Origin of the sequence: Streptomyces sp. NPDC055955 (assembly GCF_042270245.1) — a bacterium.
Lineage (GTDB): Bacteria > Actinomycetota > Actinomycetes > Streptomycetales > Streptomycetaceae > Streptomyces.
Genome location: NZ_JBHJYS010000003.1, coordinates 1 through 22336, shown reverse-complemented (window position 1 = coordinate 22336; position 22336 = coordinate 1). Strand labels below are relative to the sequence as shown.

At 72.1% G+C, this 22336-nt stretch carries 18 protein-coding genes; 13 read left to right on the top strand and 5 right to left on the bottom strand.

Annotated features, from left to right (window positions below; all coding sequences use genetic code 11):
- From ACFC96_RS06200 to ACFC96_RS06190, 3 genes are read right to left on the bottom strand one after another with little or no spacing between them, the layout of a single operon-like run.
- Positions 1-1299 carry a coenzyme F420-0:L-glutamate ligase gene (locus ACFC96_RS06200; protein ID WP_376610568.1) on the bottom strand — a complete coding sequence of 433 codons (1299 nt, stop codon included), beginning with the start codon at positions 1297-1299 and terminating at the stop codon, positions 1-3.
- Positions 1296-2255, bottom strand: a complete 960-nt coding sequence (gene cofD, locus ACFC96_RS06195) for a 2-phospho-L-lactate transferase (protein WP_376610566.1) — start codon at positions 2253-2255, stop codon at positions 1296-1298. The genes ACFC96_RS06200 and cofD overlap by 4 nt, the downstream gene beginning before the upstream one ends.
- Positions 2256-2288: 33 nt before the next feature.
- The gene (locus ACFC96_RS06190) at positions 2289-2792 is read right to left on the bottom strand and encodes a cysteine dioxygenase family protein (RefSeq protein ID WP_376610564.1); all 504 of its coding nucleotides are present in this window, start codon (positions 2790-2792) and stop codon (positions 2289-2291) included.
- Positions 2793-3487: 695 nt separating this feature from the next.
- Here ACFC96_RS06190 and ACFC96_RS06185 point away from each other — a divergent pair.
- From ACFC96_RS06185 to ACFC96_RS06175, 3 genes are all read left to right on the top strand, one after another.
- Positions 3488-3751 carry a WhiB family transcriptional regulator gene (locus ACFC96_RS06185; RefSeq protein ID WP_093617031.1) on the top strand — a complete coding sequence of 88 codons (264 nt, stop codon included), beginning with the start codon at positions 3488-3490 and terminating at the stop codon, positions 3749-3751.
- Positions 3752-4023: 272 nt separating this feature from the next.
- Complete coding sequence (locus ACFC96_RS06180; protein ID WP_376610562.1) at positions 4024-7728, top strand: glycosyltransferase; 3705 nt, start codon at positions 4024-4026, stop codon at positions 7726-7728.
- Positions 7725-9233 carry a DUF5719 family protein gene (locus ACFC96_RS06175; RefSeq protein WP_376610560.1) on the top strand — a complete coding sequence of 503 codons (1509 nt, stop codon included), beginning with the start codon at positions 7725-7727 and terminating at the stop codon, positions 9231-9233. The genes ACFC96_RS06180 and ACFC96_RS06175 overlap by 4 nt, the downstream gene beginning before the upstream one ends.
- A 25-nt stretch (positions 9234-9258) precedes the next feature.
- On the opposite strand, the gene ACFC96_RS06170 is transcribed toward ACFC96_RS06175, so the two are convergent.
- Positions 9259-9714 (bottom strand): metallopeptidase family protein, encoded by a 456-nt coding sequence (locus tag ACFC96_RS06170; protein ID WP_376262578.1) that lies wholly within the window; start codon positions 9712-9714, stop codon positions 9259-9261.
- Between the two features lie 322 nt (positions 9715-10036).
- Between ACFC96_RS06170 and ACFC96_RS06165 the strand changes: the two genes are divergently transcribed.
- The 9 genes from ACFC96_RS06165 (at position 10037) to ACFC96_RS06125 (ending at position 19847) form a co-directional block, all read left to right on the top strand.
- Entirely contained in the window at positions 10037-10414 is a 378-nt protein-coding gene (locus ACFC96_RS06165) for a DUF3499 domain-containing protein (protein ID WP_206302118.1), read from the top strand.
- Between the two features lie 142 nt (positions 10415-10556).
- Entirely contained in the window at positions 10557-12173 is a 1617-nt protein-coding gene (locus tag ACFC96_RS06160; protein ID WP_376610558.1) for an L-lactate permease, read from the top strand.
- 68 nt (positions 12174-12241) lie between these two features.
- Positions 12242-13606, top strand: a complete 1365-nt coding sequence (locus ACFC96_RS06155) for a phosphomannomutase/phosphoglucomutase (protein ID WP_376610948.1) — start codon at positions 12242-12244, stop codon at positions 13604-13606.
- A gap of 108 nt (positions 13607-13714) precedes the next feature.
- Positions 13715-13885 (top strand): Trm112 family protein, encoded by a 171-nt coding sequence (locus ACFC96_RS06150; protein ID WP_100597970.1) that lies wholly within the window; start codon positions 13715-13717, stop codon positions 13883-13885.
- 44 nt (positions 13886-13929) lie between these two features.
- Positions 13930-15054, top strand: a complete 1125-nt coding sequence (locus ACFC96_RS06145; RefSeq protein ID WP_376610557.1) for an SIS domain-containing protein — start codon at positions 13930-13932, stop codon at positions 15052-15054.
- 62 nt (positions 15055-15116) lie between these two features.
- Entirely contained in the window at positions 15117-16268 is a 1152-nt protein-coding gene (gene manA / locus ACFC96_RS06140; RefSeq protein ID WP_376610555.1) for a mannose-6-phosphate isomerase, class I, read from the top strand.
- Positions 16269-16396: 128 nt separating this feature from the next.
- Positions 16397-17368 (top strand): cation diffusion facilitator family transporter, encoded by a 972-nt coding sequence (locus ACFC96_RS06135; RefSeq protein WP_376262534.1) that lies wholly within the window; start codon positions 16397-16399, stop codon positions 17366-17368.
- A gap of 275 nt (positions 17369-17643) precedes the next feature.
- Positions 17644-19107 carry an adenosylhomocysteinase gene (gene ahcY, locus ACFC96_RS06130; RefSeq protein WP_376262537.1) on the top strand — a complete coding sequence of 488 codons (1464 nt, stop codon included), beginning with the start codon at positions 17644-17646 and terminating at the stop codon, positions 19105-19107.
- Between the two features lie 125 nt (positions 19108-19232).
- The gene (locus ACFC96_RS06125; protein ID WP_376610553.1) at positions 19233-19847 is read left to right on the top strand and encodes a hypothetical protein; all 615 of its coding nucleotides are present in this window, start codon (positions 19233-19235) and stop codon (positions 19845-19847) included.
- 17 nt (positions 19848-19864) lie between these two features.
- Here the strand turns inward: ACFC96_RS06125 and ACFC96_RS06120 are convergent, their stop codons facing one another.
- The gene (locus tag ACFC96_RS06120) at positions 19865-20803 is read right to left on the bottom strand and encodes an RDD family protein (RefSeq protein ID WP_376610551.1); all 939 of its coding nucleotides are present in this window, start codon (positions 20801-20803) and stop codon (positions 19865-19867) included.
- A 110-nt stretch (positions 20804-20913) separates the two neighbouring features.
- On the opposite strand from ACFC96_RS06120, the gene ACFC96_RS06115 reads away from it, so the two are divergent.
- Positions 20914-21921: a stage II sporulation protein M gene (locus ACFC96_RS06115; RefSeq protein WP_376262545.1), complete on the top strand. Its 1008-nt coding sequence runs from the start codon at positions 20914-20916 to the stop codon at positions 21919-21921.
- Positions 21922-22336: the final 415 nt, after the last annotated feature.

The following is a 22336-nucleotide window of genomic DNA, read 5'->3' as shown; positions in this document are numbered from 1 at the left end:
CTAGCGCACGACCACGAAGTCACCGGCGTCACGCGCCGGGCGCTCGGCCGGGGCGGCGGCCGCGTGCCCCACGGCCACGGCGCCCATCGGGTCCCACTCCTGCGGAAGCCCGAGCACCTCGCGTACGACATCGCGGCAGAACATCGTCGACGACACCCACGCGGAGCCGAGCCGCTCACCGGCGAGCGCGACCAGGAAGTTCTGCACGCCCGCACCGGCCGCGACCACGAACATCTCCCGCTCGGCGGCGTCGCGCCGCGCGTGCCCGTACGTGTGCGACCCGTCCATCACCATGCACGGCACGACCAGATACGGCGCCTGGCGCAGCACGTCGCCGCGGCGCACCCGCTTGGCGACGGACTCCTCGCTCTTGCCGTCGCGCCGCAGGTCCTCGACCCACGCGTCCCGCATCGCGTCGAGCAGCCTGACCCGCGAGTCCCGCGACTCCAGGAGCACGAACCGCCAGGGCGTCGTGTGGTGCGGGGCGGGCGCGGTCACGGCCGCGGCCACCGCGCGCCGTACGGCTCCCGGGTCGACCGGCTCGTCCGTGAACGCCCGCACCGTACGCCGCTGGGTCACGGCCTCCCGTACGGCCTCGGACGTGCCGAGCCGGAACATGTCGTCCCGCGCGACGCGCACCAGCTCGCGCGCGCCGGTGCCCTCGCCCACCACGTGCGCGAGCCCGCGCACGACGGCGACGGGCAGCCCGGCCGCCTTGCCCTTCACCAGGTCCCCGGCGGCGGCCAGCTCGTCCGCCGTGGCGACGACGGTGGCGCTGAGCGGATTGCCGTAGGCGTCCGTGCCGCCGCGCAGGTCGTCGAGGACGCGCACGCCCGCGGCGCCGATGGCGACATCGGTCAGGCCGTTGCGCCAGGGGCGGCCGAAGGTGTCCGTGACGACGACCCCGACCTCCACGCCGAGCGCGTCCCGCAGTCCGTCCCGGATCGCCGCGGCGGACGCGTCGGGGTCCTGCGGGAGCAGCAGCACGGTGCCCGCGGGCGTGTTCGACGCGTCGACGCCGGCAGCGGCCATGACCAGGCCCAGCTTGTTCTCGACGATGCGCAGGGTGCCGCGGCGCGCGACGACGCGCACGGTCTCGGCGTCTATGGCCGCCTCGCGGTCGGTGGCCTCGACGATCCGGCCCTCGGCCTTGCTGACGATCTTCGAGGTGACGAGCAGTACGTCCCCGTCGACGAGGCCCGGCTCGGCGGTGGCGATCAGCTTGGCGAGGTCGTCGCCCTCCCGGACCTCCGGGATGCCGGGGAGCGCCCAGGCGCGGAAGGAGGGGGCGTCGCTCACGCGCGGACCTCCTGCGCGAGCGTGAGCGCCTCACGCGCCATCTGCGTCGTCGCGTCCAGGTCGGACATCATCAGCGGCACCGCGCGGCAGCGGATGCCCGCCGCCTCGACACGCTCCACGGCGCCCGCGTCCACCGTGTCGACGAGCCACCCGTCGAGCAGCCCCGACCCGTAGTGCTCGGCGACCGCGGCGGCCGTCGAGTCGACGCCCACGGCGGCGAGGACCTTGTCGGCCATGCCGCGCACGGGCGCGTCCCCGACGATGGGTGAAAGCCCGACGACGGGCACACCGGCTTCGGCGATGGCCTCGCGGATGCCGGGCACGGCGAGGATCGTCCCGATGCTGACGACGGGGTTGGACGGCGGGAAGAGGATGACGTCCGCCTCGGCGATGGCCTCCAGGACACCCGGCGCGGGCTTGGCCTGCTCGGCGCCGACGGGCACCACCGCGTGCGCGTCCACGGAGGCCCGCAGCTTCACCCAGTACTCCTGGAAGTGCACGGCCCGGCGCTCCCCGTCGAGGGTCACCGCGACATGGGTCTCGATGCGGTCGTCGGACATCGGGATGAGCCGCACGCCGGGCTTCCAGCGCTCGCACAGCGCCTCGGTGACCGCGCTGAGCGGATAGCCGGCGTCCAGCATCTGCGTACGGACGATGTGGGTCGCGAAGTCCCGGTCGCCGAGACCGAACCACTCGGGCCCCACCCCGTACGCGGCGAGCTCCTCCTTGACCAGATACGTCTCGTCCCTGCGTCCCCAGCCCTGCTCCTCGTTGATGCCGCCGCCGAGCGTGTACATCACCGTGTCGAGGTCGGGACAGACCTTCAGGCCGAAGAGATGGATGTCGTCCCCGGTGTTGCCGATGACCGTGATGACCGCGTCGTCCGGTGCCGCCTGCTGGAGACCGCGAAGGAACCGGGCACCACCGATGCCGCCTGCCAGAACCACAATGCGCATGTGCCCAGCATCGCAGGCGGGTACGACAGTTCGTCAGGCGGTCAGGGCATCCTGCGTGGCGTCGCTGACGCAGCGGGGGGCGTGCATGGGCATCTCGGTGAGGCCGGGGTAGTACACGTGGAGGCTGACGGCGGGTTCCAGCGCGTCGTTGACGACCTCGTGGACGTAGCCGGGGGCGAAGACGCGCTGCGCGCCGGGCGCGAGGGTGCGGGAGCCGCGCTCCGAACGCTCCGTCAACTCGCCCTGGAGGACGGTCAGTATTCCGGAGGAGCGGCCGTGGTCGTGCAGTCCGCTGCCCTGTCCTGGCACCCAGGACAGGAGCCAGACCTCGTAGCCGGGACCGGTCTGCAGGCGGTGGTACCAGCGGCTGGTGGCGTCGTACTCGACGAGGTGCTCCCACCGGCCGCGGTCGGCGGCGATGGTGCGGGCCAGGCCGGCGAACTCGGCGACGGTGGCCGGGTGCTCGCGTGCGGGCTGGAGCAGGTGGGGTACTTCGAGGATGTCGCCGGCGATCTGGAGGTCGCTGTTGCTGTTCATGGGTATGGGGGTTCCTCGGCGGAGTGCGGTGTGCTGGGGGGTGTCGCTTGACGGCGCCCGGCACGGACGAACTGCCGGGGGAGTGGAGCGAGGGGGTTCAGCCGGAGCGCGATGGGCTCAACAGCCGGGACAGCAACAACGACAGCGCGCGTGGGCAGCACCGAGGGACCCGGGTCGGGTCACGGAAAGCGCCAAGTTCGCGAGCATGCCCACCAGGACACCGGTTCATTCCTCCCCTGTCAACCAGGTGTCCGGATTGTGGGATATGTTTCACCTCATCCGGTTGCCCTGTCAGGTGAAAGGTTTGTTCAGCTTCCGGCCGGGACACATGGCGCATCAACCGGGCGTGCAAACGCCGTTGCGCTCCTGTGATCCGAATGTGATCCGGAACGCTCCGGCGCCGCTCCCGGAACGGGATCAACGCCCGAGGCGTCCTTCCCTGCAGAGGCCCGCGTGAGGTCGACCGGGGCTCTCGGAGGGGTGGCGGCCGGGATGGGCCTCTGGCAAGTGTCAAGGTTTAGGCCGATTTGAACACTTTCCGCATAGCCTTGGTTCCGCAGAGTGAATAAGGGACCCAATAGCAGATCTCGGCTTGACTGGCCCGGATCGGCACACTTGTAATTTCACTCGTGTCGTTCAGCCGAAATCGGTAGCGGCAGCATCACGGGGACGCACAGACGGACGAGGGGCGCACTATGACCGAGTCGTTTCAGCAACTGCTGGTCGAGGACGCGGAAGAGGAACTCGGCTGGCAGGAGCGCGCGCTGTGCGCCCAGACCGACCCCGAGTCCTTCTTCCCGGAGAAGGGCGGCTCCACCCGGGAGGCCAAGAAGGTCTGCCTCGCCTGCGAGGTCAGGTCCGAGTGCCTCGAGTACGCCCTCGCCAACGACGAACGGTTCGGCATCTGGGGCGGCCTCTCCGAGCGGGAGCGGCGCCGCCTGAAGAAGGCGGCGGTCTGAGGGACGAAGGCTGCGGAACGCCGCAGGACCGCACGAAGCCCCGCACCAGCGCCCGCAGCCGGGACCAGAGCCGGGGCCGCACCGAGGACCGTGACAAGGACGCCGTCCGAAGACTCTTTTCCGCGTAGCGATCGGCCCGTCGCCCTGGGTTGTCCACAGGGGGCGGGCCGCTGTTGTTGTCAGCCGTTAGTGTGGGGCCCCGTCCGAGACGACCCATCGCCCGCAGGGCAAAGGCGTCCACCGCAGTCCAACGAACCGGGGCCCGTACCTCGATGTCCGTGCACAGCCATTCGGCAGGCCAATTCGACACTGCCGCAGCCGCGTTCAACCCGGGGCACGCCGCAGGCCCAGACCCGGCCAGGCCACCCGAGTTCCCCAGACACGTCGTCACCGCCGTGCTCGTCTCCCACGACGGGGCGCGCTGGCTGCCCGACGTCCTGTCAGGACTGCTCGGCCAGGAGCGCCCCGTACAGAACGCCGTAGCGGCCGACACCGGCAGCGCGGACGCCTCCGCCACGCTGATCGCCGACGCGATCGGCGACGAGCGTGTTCTCCACCTGGCCCGCCGTACCGGCTTCGGCCAGGCCGTCGACGAAGCGGCGCGCACCGCCGGAGTGCTGACCCCACAGGAGCTGCCGTACCTCAAGCGCCCCAGTGGCTGGGACCCCGTCAGCCGGAGCTGGCGCGACGACGCCTACGACCTGCCGGAGCTGCCGCACGGCGAGCCCGAGCAGTGGCTGTGGCTCCTGCACGACGACTGCGCGCCCGAGCCCGACGCGCTCGCCGAACTCCTGCGCGTCGTCGAGAACGAGCGCGAGATCGGCAACGAGGTCGCCGTCGTCGGACCCAAGCTGCTCGGCTGGTACGACCGCAGGCAGCTCCTGGAGGTCGGCGTCTCCATCGCCAACTCGGGGCGCCGCTGGACGGGCCTCGACCGCCGCGAGCAGGACCAGGGGCAGCACGACCACGTGCGGCCCGTCCTGTCCGTGTCCACCGCCGGCATGCTGATCCGGCGTGATGTCTTCGAACAGCTCGGCGGGTTCGACCGCAGGCTGCCCCTGATGCGCGACGACGTCGACCTGTGCTGGCGCGCCCAGGCCGCCGGGCACCGCGTCGTCGTCGCCCCCGACGCCGTCGTCCGGCACGCGGAGGCCTCCTCGCGCGAGCGCCGCACCGTCGACTGCGTGGGCCGCACGGCGACGTCCCCGCACAAGGTCGACAAGGCCGGCGCCGTCTACACCCTGCTCGTCAACGCCCCTACGGCCGTGCTGCCCTGGGTCCTCGTGCGCCTCGTCATCGGCACGCTCGCGCGTACGCTCGCGTACCTCGTCGGCAAGGTTCCCGGCCAGGCGCTCGACGAGATCACCGGACTCCTCGGCACCCTGCTGCGGCCCGAGCGGATCCTCGCGGCCCGCCGCAGGCGCGGCAAGGGAGTGATCGACGCCAAGGAGCTGCGGCCGCTCTTCCCGCCGCCGGGCGCCACGGTCCGGCTCACCGTCGAGCAGGTCGCGGGAAGCGTCTTCGGCGCGTCCGACCCCGAGATCAACGCCGCGGGACGGCACGGCAGCGCCGTCGAGTCCGGCCCCGGCGGGGACGACGCGGACTTCCTGGAGATCGAGCAGTTCGCCCGCCTCAAGCGCATCGCCCGCAAGCCGGGACCGATGCTCTTCGTGGTGCTGCTGTTCGTGTCGCTCATCGCCTGCCGCGCGCTGCTCGGCGGCGGGGCGCTCGCGGGCGGCGCGCTGCTGCCCGCTCCGGGTGACGCGTCCGCCCTGTGGTCGCGCTATCTCGACGGCTGGCACGCGGCCGGCACAGGCGGCACCCAGTCCGCGCCGCCGTACCTGGCGCTCGTCGCCGCGTTGTCCACGCTCCTGTTCGGCTCGACCGGACTCGCCGTCACCGTGCTCCTCGTGTGCTCGGTGCCGCTCGCCGGCTTCACCGCCTACTTCGCCTCGCGGCCCCTGGTCACCTCGCGCCTGCTGCGCGCGTGGGCCTCGGTCGCGTACGCCTTCCTGCCCGCGGCCACCGGCGCGCTCGCCGGCGGCCGGATCGGCACCGCGGTCCTCGCGATCCTGCTGCCGCTCATCGCGCGCGCGGGGTTGTCCGCCAGCGGCTTGATGAACCACGCGGGGGCGCGCGGCAGCTGGCGCGCCACCTGGGCGTACGCCCTCCTGCTGACCGTCACGACGGCTTTCACGCCCATCGTGTGGCCGATCGCGCTCGTCCTCGGCATCGCACTCCTCGCGGTCCGCCGCGGCGACATCACCGCGTACGGGCTCCGCTTCCTGGCCGCGCTCGGCACCCCGCTGCTGATCCTCGCGCCCTGGTCGCTGACCCTGCTCCCGTTCGGCTTCTTCAAGGAGGCGGGCCTTCCGTACGGGCAGGGGTCGGCGTCCGCGCTCGGCCTGCTCGGCGCCTCGCCCGGCGGCTCCGGCACCCTCGGCGGACTGCTGCTCATCGGCATCGTGCTCGCCGGGCTCGCCGCGCTCCTGCGCACCGAGCGCCGCCCCGCCGTGCTCACCGCCTGGGTGATCGCCCTGGTGGCCCTGGTCTTCGCGGCCCTGTCGAACAGCTCGGCCTGGGCCGGGCCCGCGACCCTCGTCTACGGCATCGCCCTCCTCGCCGCCTCCGTGCTCGGCGCCGAAGGGGCACGCTCGCGCGTGGCCGAGCAGAGCTTCGGCTGGCGGCAGCCGGTGGCGGCCCTCATCGCGTTCGCCGCGGTGGCCGGACCGCTCCTCGCCGCGGCGGGCTGGATGATCCGCGGGGCCGACGGCCCTCTGGAGCGCCGCGACCCCACCCAGGTGCCCGCGTTCGTCGCCGAGGAGAGCGACACCCAGGACCAGGCCCGCACCCTCGTCATGGACAGCGACTCGGCCGCCCGGGTGTCGTACACCCTGGTGCGCGGCGCCGGCGCGCGCCTCGGTGACGCCGAACTGACCGAGGCGGGCGGCAGCAACAAGAAGCTCGACAAGGTCGTCGCCAACCTCGTCGCCGGCTCCGGCGCCGACCAGGCCGACCAGCTCGGCGGCTTCGCCGTGCGCTACGTCCTCGTGCGGGCGGGCGCGCCCCGGCAGATGAGCCGCGTCCTCGACTCCACGCCCGGCCTGTCCCGGCTCAGCCAGCAGGACGGCACCGCGCTGTGGCGCGTGGACCGGCAGGTCTCCCGCGCCGCGATCGTCTCCGGGTCCGACGAGCCGCAGCCCGTCGCCGCAGGTCCCGTCGAACTGCACACGAAGATCCCCGGGGGCAAGGCCGGCCGCGTCCTGCGCATCGCCGACACGGCCGACGAGGGCTGGACGGCGACGCTGGACGGCGCGCCCCTGACGAAGACGACCGTCGACGGCTGGGCGCAGGGCTTCGAACTGCCCGCCTCGGGCGGTCGCCTGGACGTCACGTTCGACGCGCCGATCTCGCACGCGGCCTGGCTGTGGGCGCAGGGGGCGCTCGCTCTCGTCCTCGTGGTGCTCGCGCTGCCGGGCCGGCGCAGGGACGTGGACGACGACCTCCCCGAGGAGCCCGTCGTGCCCACGCAGGCCGTCGAGGGCGAGGGCCGCAGGGCCCGCCGCCTGCGCGCCCAGGCGGAGGCCGAACAGGCCGCGGCCGAGGGCACGGACGGCGCGGTGCCGCCGCCCTCGGAGGAGGAGCTCGCCGCGGCCGGTGTGCCGCAGCAGCAGGCGTACGGCGAGTGGGACACCCCCACGTACGCGGCCGCCGACTACGGCCAGTACGCCGCGGGTGATCAGCAGCAGTACCAGGGCGGCGCCTACCCGGGCACGTACGACCAGACCCAGCAGGCGGACCCCTACCAGGCGGATCCCTACCAGGCCGGCCAGTACGACCCGTACGCCTATGGGGGCACGTACGACGAGCAGCAGTACGGGCAGCAGGCCTACGACGCCCCGTACGAGCAGCCGCAGCCGCCCGCGCAGCCGCCGCACGGCACCGACAGTGAGCGCCCCGACGGGAGCCAGCAGTGAACCGCACGACCCTGTCCCTGATCGCCGCGGCCGCGGCCCTCGCCGCCGTCACCGGTTTCGCGGCGGCGACCGCGCCCGGCGGCGACGGCGACTCCGCGAAGGCGGCCGCGCGGCTGCCGGTGGAGCGCTCCAGCCTGCTGTGCCCCACGCCGAGCACGTCGGACCTCGCCGAGACCGAGTACACGTCGTACACGCCCGTCTCGCAGGGGTCGGGGAGTTCCGGCAAGGCCGCCCTGTCGCCCGCCACGCGCGAGCTGTCGGACAGCACGCAGGACGGCAAGAGCAAGGGCAAGAGCGAGGCGGACAAGCCCGTGCTGTCCCCGCTGAAGCCGGGCAAGCCCGTCGCGGGTGACTCGTCGGGCGCCGAGTCGCCCGCTCTCGTGGGCAGCGCGGACGGGAATCTCGCGCCCGGCTGGACCGTGCAGCAGACGACGGGGGTGGCCGCCGGCACAGGCCGCGGCCTCCTCGGGGTGAACTGCTCGGCGCCGGACACGGACTTCTGGTTCCCGGGCGCCTCCACCGCCAAGGAGCGCAGCGACTACATCCACCTCACGAACCCCGACGACTCGGCAGCGGTCGTCGACGTCCAGCTGTACGGGGCGAACGGCGCCATCAAGTCCGACGTGGGCGAGGGCATCCAGGTCCAGCCGCACTCCAGCGTGCCGGTCCTGCTGTCCACCCTCGCCGACAAGCCGCAGACGAACGTCACGCTCCATGTGACGGCCCGCAGCGGCCGGGTCGCCGCCGCCGTCCTCGCCGCGGACGACAAGCTCGGCGGCGACTGGCTCCCGGCGTCCGCGGACCCCGCGGACACGGTCGTCCTGCCCGGCATCCCGAAGGACGCCACGAGCGTGCGTCTGGTCGCCTTCGCGCCCGGCGACAACGACGCGGACCTGAAGGTCCAGCTGACCTCCCCGACCGGCCGCATCACCCCGGCCGGGCACGAGAGCCTGCACGTGAAGTCGGGGATGACGGCCGCCGTCGACCTCGGCGACGTGACGCGCGGCGAGGCCGGCTCTCTCGTCCTGACGCCCACGGGCGACTCGGCCCCGGTCGTGGCCGCCCTGCGCGTCGTGCGCGGCAAGGGCGACGACCAGGAGTCGGCGTTCATCCCGGCGACGCGGTCGATCGGCGCGCGGGCGACCGTCGCCGACAACCGCGCGAAGGGCTCGACGCTGTCGCTGACGGCGCCGGGCGCGGCGGGCACGGTCAAGGTGACGGCGTCGGCGGGCACCGAGGGCGGGACCCCGGTCACGAAGACGTACACCGTGAAGGGCGGCACGACGCTGTCGGTGCGGCCGCCGGTCCCGGCCGGGCTCAAGGGGTCGTACGCGCTGACGGTGGAGGAGGTGTCGGGCGGCGAGGTCTACGGCTCGCGGATGCTGGACGTGCCCGACGCGGACAACCCCGGCGTCCCGATGTTCACGGTCCAGACGCTCCCGGACGACCGGGGGACGGTCTCGGTGCCGCACGCGGACCAGGATCTGTCGGTACTGCAGAAGTGATCGCGACGTGACCCGGTCCGCCGGGTCACTCCTCGTCGCCGTAGCGCGGATCCACCGTCTCCGGGGACAGGCCGAGGAGTTCGGCGACCTGCTCGACCACGACCTCGTGCACCAGGGCCGCGCGCTCGTCGCGGCCCTTGGTGCGGATCTCGACCGGGCGGCGGTAGACGACCACGCGCGCGGGGTGTCCCTCGCGCGCCGCGATCGTGGAGCCCAGGGGCACCGGCTCGTCGCTCCAGCCCTCGCCGGCCGTGCCGACCGAGGGCACGTCGAGGATGAGGAAGTCGATGTCGGCGAGCTGCGGGAAGCGCCGCTCGAGCCGCTCCACGGAGTCCTGCACCAGATCCGCGAACCCCGCGGCCCGGCTCGCGGAGAGCGGGACCTGAGGAGGGGCGACGGGCCCGCGCATGCCCCTGCCGTGCCGGTCGCGGCGGCGGGGAGGCTTCGGCTCGGCGGCGGGGGGCGGTACGGGGTTCTCCATCACTGACGCAGCGTAGACCTCCCGAGGACGCACCCGCCCGCGGTGGCCCGCACGGAACCGGCATGTCGCTTGCTGACCGATCAAGCCAAACTCGGGCGCGATTCGGCATCCCTCCCGGACCGGCGACCTCGCGGCTTCTGTCGGTATTTGCCCCGACCGGTGGCCGTGCGTACCAGGGGCGCGGGGCGCACCACCCGCGGTCCGCGCAGGTCAGCGGTGCGCTCCAGGAACCCCGCGCGCGCCGCTGCGCACCACGACACGGTGGGGTGACCTCCCGGGGAGTCGTCGCGGCCCGCTCAAGAGTGCGGTACCGTCCAACGCTGTGAGCCCTGTACGTCGCTGTTCGCGCACCGCTTGCGGCCGTCCCGCCGTCGCGACGCTGACGTACGTCTACGCCGACTCGACCGCGGTCCTCGGCCCCCTCGCCACCTACGCCGAACCCCACTGCTACGACCTGTGCGCCGAGCACTCCGAGCGCCTCACCGCCCCGCGCGGGTGGGAGGTCGTCCGGCTCGCCGACACCTCCGGTCCCTCGCGCCCCAGCGGCGACGATCTGGAGGCCCTGGCGAACGCCGTGCGTGAGGCGGCCCGCCCGCAGGAGCGCGCGGCCGAGGCGGGCGGCTCGGGCCCCCGCACGGCGGACCCGATGGAGGTCGCGCGCCGCGGCCATCTGCGGGTGCTGCGCTCACCGGACAACTGAGCCGGACGTCACCCGGTAGCCGCGCCGGCGAGCCGGATTCGGACTTCGGTTTCCCCTTTACGGAATCTCCTTCGTCCCACTCATTGACCTGAGTTTGTTGCGGACACAACAATTTCGCCACCCAGAGCCCCGGGAGGCGCCCGTGTTCGTCCAGCAGCTTGAACCGGTGGCCGGATCGCTCGGTCTGTCCGCACTCGTCGCGACCTTGCCCCTGGTCACCGTGCTCGTCCTGCTCGGCGCCGTCCGCATGAAGGCCCACCTCGCGGGCCTCATCGGGCTCGCCGTGGCCGCCCTCGTCGCCTGCCTCGCCTACGGGATGCCCGTCGGCCAGACCGTGTCCAGCGCCGCACAGGGCGTGCTGTTCGGGCTCTTCCCCATCATGTGGATCGTCGTCAACGCCCTGTGGGTGTACCGGATGACCGTCCGCACCCGGCACTTCGACATCCTGCGCCGCTCCTTCGGGCGGCTGTCCGACGACCCGCGCATCCAGGCCCTCGTCATCGCGTTCTGCTTCGGCGCCCTGCTGGAGGCGCTCGCCGGATTCGGGGCCCCCGTCGCGATCTGCTCCGTGATGCTCGTCGCGCTCGGCTTCGACCCCGTGAAGGCGGCCGTCGTCGCCCTCGTCGCCAACACCGCGCCCGTGGCCTTCGGCGCGATGGGCACCCCCGTCGTCACCCTCGCCCAGGTCACCGGGCTCCCGCTCGACTCCGTCGCCTCGGTGGTGGGGCGTCAGACACCGCTCCTCGCCCTGCTGGTGCCGCTCATCCTCGTCTGGCTCGTGGACGGGCGGCGCGGCCTGCGCGAAACCTGGATACCCGCCCTCACCTGCGGAGTCGCTTTCGCCGCCGCCCAGTTCGCCGCCTCGAACTACGTCTCCGCGCAGCTCGCCGACATCGGAGCCGCGCTCATCGGCGCGGGCGCCCTCGTCGCCGTGCCGCACGCGCGCAGGCCCGTCGCCGAACCCGTACGCGCCGCCGTCCTGACCGGCGTACGCAGCGAGGAGCTCGACCAGGACGACCCGCGGCCCGAGGTCCTGCGCGCCTACGCCCCGTACGCGCTCATCGTCGTCATCTTCTCGATCGCGCAGATCCCCGCGGTCAAGGACTGGATCGCCGAGGCGACACGCGTCTTCGACTGGCCCTTCCTGAACGTCGCGAACCCCGAGGGCAAGTCCGTCGGCGGCAACGTCTTCACCCTGCCGCTCGTCTCCACCGGCGGCACCCTCGTCCTCCTCGCCGGCGCGATCACGGCCGCCGTCATCGGCGTCCACGCGCGCGTGGCCGTACGCGAGTGGCTGGCGACCGTGTACGAGCTGCGCTTCGCGATCCTCACCGTGACGAGCGTCCTGGCCCTCGCCTACGTCATGAACCTCTCCGGGCAGGCCGCCACCATCGGGCACTTCGTCGCCGCTGCCGGTGCGGGCCTCGCGTTCCTGTCGCCCGTGCTCGGCTGGTTCGGCGTCGCCGTCTCCGGATCCGACACCTCCGCCAACGCCCTGTTCGGCGCGCTCCAGGTCACCGCCGCCCAGCAGTCGGGCCTGTCACCCGAACTGCTCGCCGCCGCGAACAGCTCCGGCGGGGTCCTCGGCAAGATGATCTCGCCGCAGAATCTCACCATCGCGTGCGCGGCCGTCGGCCTCGCGGGCCGGGAGGGAGACCTGTTGCGCAAGGTGCTGCCGTGGAGCGCGGGACTGCTGCTCGTGATGTGTCTGATCGTGATGGCACAGAGCTCCGCAGTCCTCGGCTGGATGCTGCCCTGACAGCCGACTGTCGGTCCGTACGGGTAGTTTGTGCTGTCCGAAGCGGACTTCAGGAGAGTTGGGTGACCGTGGCTGCTGATCTGTCGCAGATCGTCAAGGCGTACGACGTACGCGGAGTGGTCCCCGACCAGTGGGACGAGCACCTCGCCGAGCTGTTCGGCGCCGCCTTCGTGCGCGTCACGGACGCCGCGGCCATCGTCGTCGGACACGACATGCGGCCCTCGTCACCCGGCCTCTCCCGGGCCTTCGCGCGCGGTGCCGCCGCCCTCGGCGCCGACGTGACCGAGATCGGCCTGTGCTCCACCGACCAGCTGTACTACGCGTCGGGCGCGCTCGGCCTGCCCGGCGCGATGTTCACGGCCTCGCACAACCCGGCCCGGTACAACGGCATCAAGATGTGCCGCGCCGGCGCCGCACCCGTCGGACAGGACACGGGCCTGGCGGAGATCCGCGAACTGGCCGAGAAGTGGCTGGAGACCGGCGCCCCCGAACCCGTCGCGAAGGCGGGCACCCTCACCCGGCGCGACACCCTCGACGACTACGCGGCCTACCTGCGCTCCCTCGTCGACCTCACGCAGATCCGCCCCCTGAAGGTCGTCGTCGACGCGGGCAACGGCATGGGCGGGCACACCGTCCCGACCGTCTTCGCCGGCCTGCCGCTCGACCTCGTCCCGATGTACTTCGAGCTCGACGGCACGTTCCCCAACCACGAGGCCAACCCGCTCGACCCGGCGAACCTCGTGGACCTCCAAAAGCGCGTCCGCGCGGAGGGCGCCGACCTCGGCCTCGCCTTCGACGGCGACGCGGACCGCTGCTTCGTCGTCGACGAGCACGGCGACCCCGTCTCCCCGTCCGCCGTCACCGCCCTCGTCGCCTCCCGCGAACTGGCGAGGAACGGCGGCACGGGCACGATCATCCACAACCTGATCACCTCCTGGTCCGTCCCCGAGGTGGTGAAGGAGCACGGCGGCACACCGGTGCGCACGCGCGTGGGCCACTCCTTCATCAAGCAGGAGATGGCCACCTCCGGAGCGATCTTCGGCGGCGAGCACTCGGCGCACTACTACTTCCGCGACTTCTGGAACGCGGACACGGGCATGCTCGCCGCCCTCCACGTCCTCGCCGCCCTCGGCGGCCAGAGCGGCGCCCTGTCCGCCCTGGTCGCCGAGTACGACCGCTACACGGGCTCCGGGGAGATCAACTCCACGGTCGACGACCAGCGCGCCCGCCTCGCCGCGATCAAGACCGAGTACGCCGGCCGGGACGGCATCACGCACGACGAGCTCGACGGCCTGACCATCACCTCCGTGGACTGGTGGTTCAACGTCCGCCCGTCCAACACCGAACCCCTCCTCCGGCTGAACGCGGAGGCCAGGGACGAAGCCACGATGGCCAAGATCCGCGACGAGGTCCTGGCGATCATCAGAGCCTGACCACGGCCACACCCGCCGCGAACCCGTCCGAGCAGCCGAGCCCCCGCCCCCGGCGGTACGCTGACCAGGCCGCACGTACACACATTCACACCGCTGAAGGGACACCTCATGCCGCTCGAAGCCGGCCTCCTGGAGATCCTCGCCTGCCCGGCCTGCCACGCCCCCCTCAAGGAGGCGGACGCCGAGCTGCTGTGCACCGGATCGGACTGCGGCCTCGCCTACCCGATCCGCGACGGCATCCCCGTACTCCTCGTGGACGAGGCCCGCCGCCCCGCATAGGTCCCACCCCAGGCCCCGAACGGGCCGTCCCGGAGGCTGACACCATGCTCGACGAATCGCTGCTCGACGCCCCCGAGGCCCTGGCCAGGGTGGACCGCCGCGGACTCCTGCGCGGCGCCGCCGAGGCCGGCGCCCGCGTCCGCACCGCGGTCCGGCACGCCGCGGAGGCCGGGATCACCCAGCTCAAACCGGACGGCCGCCCGCGCGCCGTCCTCTTCGCCGGACCCGGCCTCGCCGCCACCTGCGTCGCCGACCTGCTCAACAGGCTCGCCGGCGCCTCCTGCCCCGTCGCCCGCCTGCGCCCCACGGGAGTCGCCCCCGCCGCCGGCGCCCTGCGCTGGGAGCTGCCCGGCTGGGCGGGCCCCGTGGACCTGCTCCTGATCGCGACCACCGACGGCACCGAACCGGGCCTCGGCCTCCTCGTCGAGCAGGCCTACCGGCGCGGCTGCACCATCGTCGCCGTCAGCCCCGCGGGCGCCCCCCTGAGCGACGCCGTCGCCGGGGCACACGGCCTGTTCGTACCGATGGCGACCGCCCCCTACGAGGAGGACGAACCCGCCGCGGCCTCCGCACCCGGCGCCCTGTGGGCCCTGCTCACCCCGCTGCTCTCCCTCCTGGACCGCACCGGCCTGCTCTCCGCGCCGGCCGAGACCCTGGAGAAGGTCGCCGACCGCCTCGACCACACCGCCGAGCGCTGCGGCCCCGCCATCGCGACCTACAGCAACCCCGCCAAGACCCTCGCCGCCGAGCTCGCCGAGGCGCTGCCCCTGATCTGGACCGAAGGGCACGCCGCGGGCCCGGCCGGCCGCCGCTTCGCCGCCGCGCTCGCCGAACTCGCCGGCCGCCCGGCCCTCGCGTCCGACCTGCCCGGAGCGCTCCCCGCGCACGGCCGCCTCCTCCTCGGCGACCTCGCGGGCGGCGCCGACCCCGACGACTTCTTCCGTGACCGGGTCGACGAGGAACAGCCGATGCGCGTCCGCGTCGTCCTCCTGCGCGACCGGCCCGGCGGCCTCACCGCCGCGCCCGCCGCCCGCGAGCTGGCCCTCGGCCACGACACCCCGATCAGCGAGCTCGAACCCGAAGAGGGCGACGAACTGGAAACCCTCGCCGAACTGATCGCCGTCACGGATTTCGCCGCCGTTTACCTCGCGCTCGCCTCGGGCGCATGACGTGGAACCGGCCGGTCCGAATACCGGCCGGCCCCTGACCCGCGTACGGAGAACAACACCAGATGGACCGCCTCACCAACACCGTCCGCCCCTATGCCTGGGGCTCGACCACCGCCATCCCGCACCTCATCGGTGCCGAGCCGACGGGCGAGCCGCAGGCCGAGATGTGGATGGGCGCCCACCCGGGAGCCCCCTCGCAGACCGGGCGCGGCCCGCTCAACGAGGTGATCGACCAGGCCCCCGAGCGTGAACTCGGCCCGCAGGCCGTCGCGAAGTTCGGCCCCCGCCTCCCCTTCCTCCTCAAACTCCTCGCCGCGGGCGCCCCGCTCTCCCTCCAGGTCCACCCCGACCTCGCCCAGGCCAAGAAGGGGTACGAGGCCGAGGAGCGCGCCGGCGTTCCCATAGACGCCCCGCACCGCAACTACAAGGACGCCAACCACAAGCCCGAACTGATCTGTGCCCTCACGCCGTTCGAGGGCCTGTGCGGATTCCGCGCCCCCGAAGAGGCCGCACGCCTCATCGAAGGCCTCGGCGTCGACTCCCTCAAGCCCTACGTCGACCTGCTGCGCGCCCACCCCGAAGAGGCCGCGCTGCGCGAGGTCCTGACGGCCGTACTGAGCGCGGACCCCGCGGAGATGGCCACCACGGTCGCCGAGGCCGAGGCCGCCGCCGAACGCCTCGGCGGCGACTACGCGCCCTACGCGGGGCTCGCCCACCACTACCCCGGCGACCCCGGCGTCATCGCCGCCATGCTGCTCAACCACGTCCGCCTCAACCCCGGAGAGGCCCTCTTCCTCGGCGCCGGCGTCCCGCACGCCTACATCGACGGCCTCGGCGTGGAAATCATGGCCAACTCGGACAACGTCCTGCGCTGCGGCCTCACCCCCAAGCACGTCGACGTACCCGAACTCCTGCGCATCGTCCGCTTCGAGGCCACCGACCCCGGCATCCTTCGCCCCGAGGCGTCCCCCGACGGCGAAGAGGTCTACGCGACCCCCATCGACGAATTCCGCCTCTCCCGCCACGTCCTTCCCGAGGGCGCGGCCCCGCACGACGTCACCGCCGGCACCCCGCAGATCCTGCTCTGCACCGCGGGCACCGTCCACGCCGGTGAACTCGCCCTCACCGCAGGGCAGTCGGCGTTCGTCCCCGCGGGCGAAAAGGCCGAAGTATCCGGAGTCGGCACGCTCTTCCGGGCAACCGTGGTGGCCTGACGCACCCCGGCCGTCCCGGGCTGCAACAATGACCCACCGCAAAGGGTGGGCAAAGCCCGGGACGGCGTACGCGGACAGATCCGTACGAGCCAGGACCGGGACGGCGTACGAAGGGACATCGGGAACACATGAGCGCTTCAGGCGGCACAAAAGCGATCGTGGCGGCACTCGCCGCCAACCTCGCGATCGCGGCAGCGAAATTCGTGGCGTTCCTCTTCAGTGGCTCGTCCTCGATGCTCGCCGAGAGCGTCCACTCGCTCGCCGACTCCGGCAACCAGGGCCTCCTCCTGCTCGGCGGCAAGAAGGCCCAGCGCGAGGCGACCCCGCAACACCCCTTCGGCTACGGCCGCGAGCGCTACATCTACGCCTTCCTCGTCTCCATCGTCCTCTTCTCGGTCGGCGGCATGTTCGCCGTCTACGAGGGCTACGAGAAGATCAAGCACCCGCACGCGCTCGAGAACTGGTACTGGCCGATCGGCGTCCTCGTCTTCGCGATCATCGCCGAGGGCTTCTCGTTCCGTACCGCCATCAAGGAGTCCAACGAGCTGCGCGGCAAGCTCACCTGGTCCCAGTTCATCCGCCGCGCCAAGGCACCCGAACTGCCCGTCGTCCTCCTCGAGGACTTCGGCGCGCTGATCGGTCTCGTCCTCGCGCTCGCCGGCACCGGCCTCGCCCTCGCCACCGACGACGGCCTCTGGGACGGCATCGGCACGCTGTGCATCGGCCTCCTGCTCATCGCCATCGCGCTCGTGCTGGCCGCCGAGACCAAGTCGCTGCTCCTGGGCGAGGCCGCGGGCGTCGACGACGTCAAGAAGATCGAGACCGCGCTCGTCGACGGAGACACCGTCACCGGCGTCATCCACATGCGCACCCTCCACCTCGGCCCCGAGGAACTCCTCGTCGCCGCCAAGATCGCCGTCGAGCACGACGACACGGCCACCGAGGTCGCCAACGCCATCAACGCCGCGGAGGCCCGCATCCGCGAGGCCGTCCCCATCGCCCGTGTGATCTACCTCGAACCGGACATCTACAACGAGGCGGCCGCCTCCGCCGGCGCCAACCCGGCCAGGACCCCGGACAGCCCGGCCTCGGACCACTAGGGCCCAGGCCCCCGACAGCCCCGGCCCGGCGCCGCCCGGCCTCCCCGCTGCCGCCGGACCCGGAGGCGGGCTGGGTCCGGCTGGACCGATCGGTGTAGATTCGTCACTGAGCCAGACGTCGCTGCTGATGGCGGTCGGGCGGCCCGCACGACGGGGCCGGCCGAGGGAGAGAGGGCCTCCGACGGACTGCGCTGCGAGCGCCGGGCACTCGTATGTCCATCGCCGCAGACCAGCCATGCCCACCTCGACCCACCACCACGAGGAGCAAGCTCCCTATGACGACTGTCGACAACCGACAGGACCAGGACTTCAAGGTCGCCGATCTCTCCCTGGCCGACTTCGGCCGCAAGGAGATCACCCTCGCCGAGCACGAGATGCCCGGCCTGATGTCCATCCGCAAGGAATACGCCGCCGAGCAGCCGCTCGCCGGCGCCCGCATCACCGGCTCCCTGCACATGACGGTGCAGACCGCCGTCCTCATCGAGACCCTCGTCGCCCTCGGCGCCGACGTCCGCTGGGCCTCCTGCAACATCTTCTCCACCCAGGACCACGCCGCCGCGGCCATCGCCGTCGGCCCGAACGGAACCCCGGACAACCCCCAGGGCGTCCCGGTCTTCGCCTGGAAGGGCGAGACCCTCGACGAGTACTGGTGGTGCACGGAGCAGGCTCTGACCTGGCCGAACACCCCCACCGGCGGCCCGAACATGATCCTGGACGACGGCGGTGACGCCACCCTCCTCGTCCACAACGGCGTCCAGTACGAGAAGGACGGCAAGGTCCCCTCGCCCGACACCGCCGAGTCGGACGAGCACCGGGTCATCCTCGAGCTCCTCAACCGCACCATCACCGACGGCTCGCAGAAGTGGACCCAGCTCGCCTCGGAGATCCGCGGCGTGACCGAGGAGACCACGACCGGCGTCCACCGTCTCTACGAGATGTACCGCGACGGCACCCTGCTGTTCCCGGCGATCAACGTGAACGACGCCGTGACGAAGTCGAAGTTCGACAACAAGTACGGCTGCCGCCACTCCCTCATCGACGGCATCAACCGCGCCACCGACGTCCTGATCGGCGGCAAGACCGCCGTCGTCTGCGGCTACGGCGACGTGGGCAAGGGCTGCGCCGAGTCCCTGCGCGGCCAGGGCGCCCGCGTGATCATCACCGAGATCGACCCGATCTGCGCGCTGCAGGCGGCGATGGACGGCTACCAGGTCGCGACGCTCGACGACGTCGTCGACAAGGCCGACATCTTCGTCACCACGACCGGCAACAAGGACATCATCATGGCCTCGGACATGGCCAAGATGAAGCACCAGGCGATCGTGGGCAACATCGGCCACTTCGACAACGAGATCGACATGGCCGGCCTCGCGCAGATCCCCGGCATCGTCAAGGACGAGGTCAAGCCGCAGGTCCACACCTGGAAGTTCCCCGACGGCAAGGTCCTCATCGTCCTCTCCGAGGGCCGCCTCCTGAACCTGGGCAACGCGACGGGCCACCCGTCCTTCGTCATGTCCAACTCGTTCGCGGACCAGACCCTGGCCCAGATCGAGCTGTTCACGAAGCCCGACGAGTACCCGACCGACGTCTACGTGCTCCCCAAGCACCTCGACGAGAAGGTCGCCCGCCTCCACCTCGACGCCCTCGGCGTGAAGCTGACGACGCTGCGCCCCGAGCAGGCCGCGTACATCGGCGTAGAGGTCGACGGCCCGTACAAGCCGGACCACTACCGCTACTGATCCCGAGCGGACCCCGGTGCTCCGCAGGCCCCTCGCACTCCGGTGCGGGGGGCCTGCCCCGTACCGGCCCGGCACCCGGCACCACCCGACGCCCGCACGCCCCCGAAGAACCTCGAGAGCCCCTCATGCCCCGCGGCCGCTATTCGCTCCACGACACCCACGACCACACCCCCCTCGGCGAAGAACACTTCCACTGCGCCCCCGGCCCCTCCGGCTGGCGCTACGTCTCCCAGACCATCACCCCCTCAGGCGATCACTCCGGCTCCGTCGACCTGGCCATCGACGAACTCGGCCGCCCCATCCGCCTCGAACTCAACGCGGCGAGCTGGCAGGTACGAGGAGCAGCCATCGACGGCGTCACCTGGGTACGCACCGACCCCACCGGCACCCACGCCACCGAGGGAAACGCCCCCGCCCACGCGTTCACCGGCACCTCGCCGGCCTTCCTCGTCGCCACCGCACGCCTGCTGCGCCTCACCCCCACCACCCCCGCGACGCGCGTCCGCCTGGTCCGCTTCACCGACCCCGTCCTGGCCCCCCTCACCGTCGACCAGTCCTGGGCCCTGCTGAAAACAGAAACACACGCCACTGACAGCGGCCCCCTGAACGTCGACGAATACCAGGTCACAGACCTGAACACGGGGGAACGACAGACCGTCCACCTCGCCGGCGACGTGGTGCTCGCCGCCCCCGGAATCGAGCTCGAACACCTCGAATCCCCGCCCTCGACCTTCACCTGAGAGACGGCGCACCCGCGTCAGGCAGGCGGCACGAAACCCGTGCCCGGACCCTCGTCCTCGCGAGCACGCGCAGGCGCGACATCGAGAGCGGGAGGCACAGCCGCGTCAGCCGGTCCCACGGGCCGCCCGACCGGCGCCCCGGCACCCGGATACACCGGACCCGGCCCACCCGCCGGCCTCGCCCCGCCCGGAGCCACCCCCGCCGCCCCGCCGCCGAACGCCCGCTGCGCATCGCGCGACCGCCGCTCGTGCACCACCGCGGCCAGATACGCCGCAGGCGGCACATCACGCGGCGCCGGCGTCCCCGTACACGCCGCCAGATCACCGGCGAGCCGCTCCGCCATCGCCCAGCCCACCTGCGGATCCAACTGCCCCATCCGCGTCAGGTACGACCGGACCGCCAGCCACAACCCGTCCGGCACCCCCGACAGATCGAGCCCGGCGAACCGCCCCACCAGCCACGGAGGCGGCGGAGGCACGAACCGGGCAGGCCCCGCCGGCACCCGCTCGCGCACGACGAGCGTCCCCGCGAACACGTCCCCGAGCCGCCGCCCCCGCTCGGACACCAGCGACGCGATGCACGCGACCACCCCGAACGTCATGAGGATCTCCACGACCCCGACGGCCCCGCGCACCAGCGCATGCCGGAACCGGATCGGCCCCCCGTCGTCCCGCACCACACGAAGCCCGCACGCCAGCTTGCCCAGCGAACGCCCATGGCTCAGCGTCTCCACCGCGATGGGCACTCCGACCAGCACCAGCACGAACGTCGCCACCGCCACAGCCGCGGCCGCCGCCTCGTCCAGGGAAGCGGTGGACGCCACGATCCCCAGCGTCACCACGATGTACAGGGTGAACGCCACGACGAGATCGATGACCACCGCCAACGCCCGACTGGGCAGCTTCGCGGGGCGCAGCTCAAGAGCCACCGCCTCGCCCGTCACAAGCTCACTCACGCCGGCCGTCCTTCCCTGCCCTGCCCTCGGAACCGCCAGTCTGCCAAGCTGAGGGCACATCGCGCCGCAGAGGTAGCCACAGCAACAGCAGCCGAGGAGCAGCCGACCCGATGGACCTCGACGTCTTCGTGTCCGCCCACCGCGCCGAGTGGGACCGCCTGGACGCTCTGCTGCGCCGCAGACGCCGCCTCACCGGCGCCGAAGCCGACGAACTCGTCACCCTCTACCAGCGGGCCGCGACCCACCTCTCCCTGATCCAGTCGAGCACCCCGGACCCCCAGATATCCGGCCGCCTCACACAACTGGTGGCACGCGCGCGCAGTGCCGTGACAGGCACCCGCCGCGCCTCCTGGCGCGACGTGACCGGCTTCCTGACCCAGGGTTTCCCCGCGGCGGTCTACCGATCCCGCCACTGGTGGGTCCCCACCGCACTCCTCTCCACCGCGATAGCCGCCCTCCTGGGCTGGTGGATAGGAACGCACCCCGAAGTCCAGGCGTCGATCGCCGCCCCGTCCGAACTGCGCGACCTCACGCGCCCAGGCGGCGAGTACGAGACCTACTACTCCAGCCACCCAGCGGCATCCTTCGCCGCCCAGGTGTGGACGAACAACGCCCAGGCAGCCGCCATGTGCCTGGTCCTGGGCGTCTTCCTGGGCCTCCCGGTCCTCTGGATCCTCTTCCAGAACATGCTGAACCTGGGCGTGGGCATCGGCCTGATGTCCTCGGCCGGCCGTCTGGACACCTTCCTCGGCCTGGTTCTGCCCCACGGCCTCCTGGAACTGACGGCGGTCTTCGTAGCGGCCGGTACGGGCCTGCGCCTCGGCTGGACCCTCATCGACCCGGGCCCCCGAACCCGCCGCGCGGCCCTCGCCGAGGAAGGCCGCGCCGCCCTGGGAATGGCGATCGGCCTGGCACTCATCCTCTTCATCTCGGGCGCCATCGAAGGCTTCGTCACCCCTTCGGGCCTGCCGACCTGGGCCCGCATCACCATCGGCGTCGTCGCCGAGCTGGCCTTTCTCGTCTACGTCTACGTGCTCGGGGGCAGAGCGGCCCGCGCCGGCGAGACGGGGGACTTGGACAAGGCGGAGCGCAGCGCCTCCGTACCCACCGCCGCCTGATGTGCGTTCACGGCCTCTGACCTGCTAGTCTCCTCGTCGCCCCACAAGAGCCGTTGACACGGACGGAGTGGGGAGGTAGATTCGAACAGTTGCCTGGGATTCGACAGAGTCGCCCGCAACGACTAGGGTCTAGCTCGCTTCCGAGAATTCTTCTCCAGAAGCGCACCCCCGATAAATCGGAAAACGAATGCCGGTCAATCCGGCCGAGAACTTCTGATAAAGTCGGAACCGCCGGAAAGGGAAACGCGGAAAGCCGAAAGGCCGGAGCGGAAACCTGAAAGGCACCGAGGAAATCGGACACGAAAGAGTCTGATAGAGTCGGAAACGCAAGACCGAAGGGAAACTGCCCGGAGGAAAGCCTGAGAGAGTCTCTCGGGTGAGTACAAAGGAAGCGTCCGTTCCTTGAGAACTCAAC

Coding starts and splice junctions, on each gene's coding strand:
- cofD (WP_376610566.1), bottom strand. CDS start 2,255: ATGCGCATTGTGGTTCTGGCAGGCGGCATCGGTGGTGCCCGGTTCCTT.
- ACFC96_RS06190 (WP_376610564.1), bottom strand. CDS start 2,792: ATGAACAGCAACAGCGACCTCCAGATCGCCGGCGACATCCTCGAAGTA.
- ACFC96_RS06185 (WP_093617031.1), top strand. CDS start 3,488: ATGACCGAGTCGTTTCAGCAACTGCTGGTCGAGGACGCGGAAGAGGAA.
- ACFC96_RS06180 (WP_376610562.1), top strand. CDS start 4,024: ATGTCCGTGCACAGCCATTCGGCAGGCCAATTCGACACTGCCGCAGCC.
- ACFC96_RS06170 (WP_376262578.1), bottom strand. CDS start 9,714: ATGGAGAACCCCGTACCGCCCCCCGCCGCCGAGCCGAAGCCTCCCCGC.
- ACFC96_RS06150 (WP_100597970.1), top strand. CDS start 13,715: ATGCCGCTCGAAGCCGGCCTCCTGGAGATCCTCGCCTGCCCGGCCTGC.
- ACFC96_RS06145 (WP_376610557.1), top strand. CDS start 13,930: ATGCTCGACGAATCGCTGCTCGACGCCCCCGAGGCCCTGGCCAGGGTG.
- manA (WP_376610555.1), top strand. CDS start 15,117: ATGGACCGCCTCACCAACACCGTCCGCCCCTATGCCTGGGGCTCGACC.
- ACFC96_RS06135 (WP_376262534.1), top strand. CDS start 16,397: ATGAGCGCTTCAGGCGGCACAAAAGCGATCGTGGCGGCACTCGCCGCC.
- ahcY (WP_376262537.1), top strand. CDS start 17,644: ATGACGACTGTCGACAACCGACAGGACCAGGACTTCAAGGTCGCCGAT.
- ACFC96_RS06125 (WP_376610553.1), top strand. CDS start 19,233: ATGCCCCGCGGCCGCTATTCGCTCCACGACACCCACGACCACACCCCC.
- ACFC96_RS06115 (WP_376262545.1), top strand. CDS start 20,914: ATGGACCTCGACGTCTTCGTGTCCGCCCACCGCGCCGAGTGGGACCGC.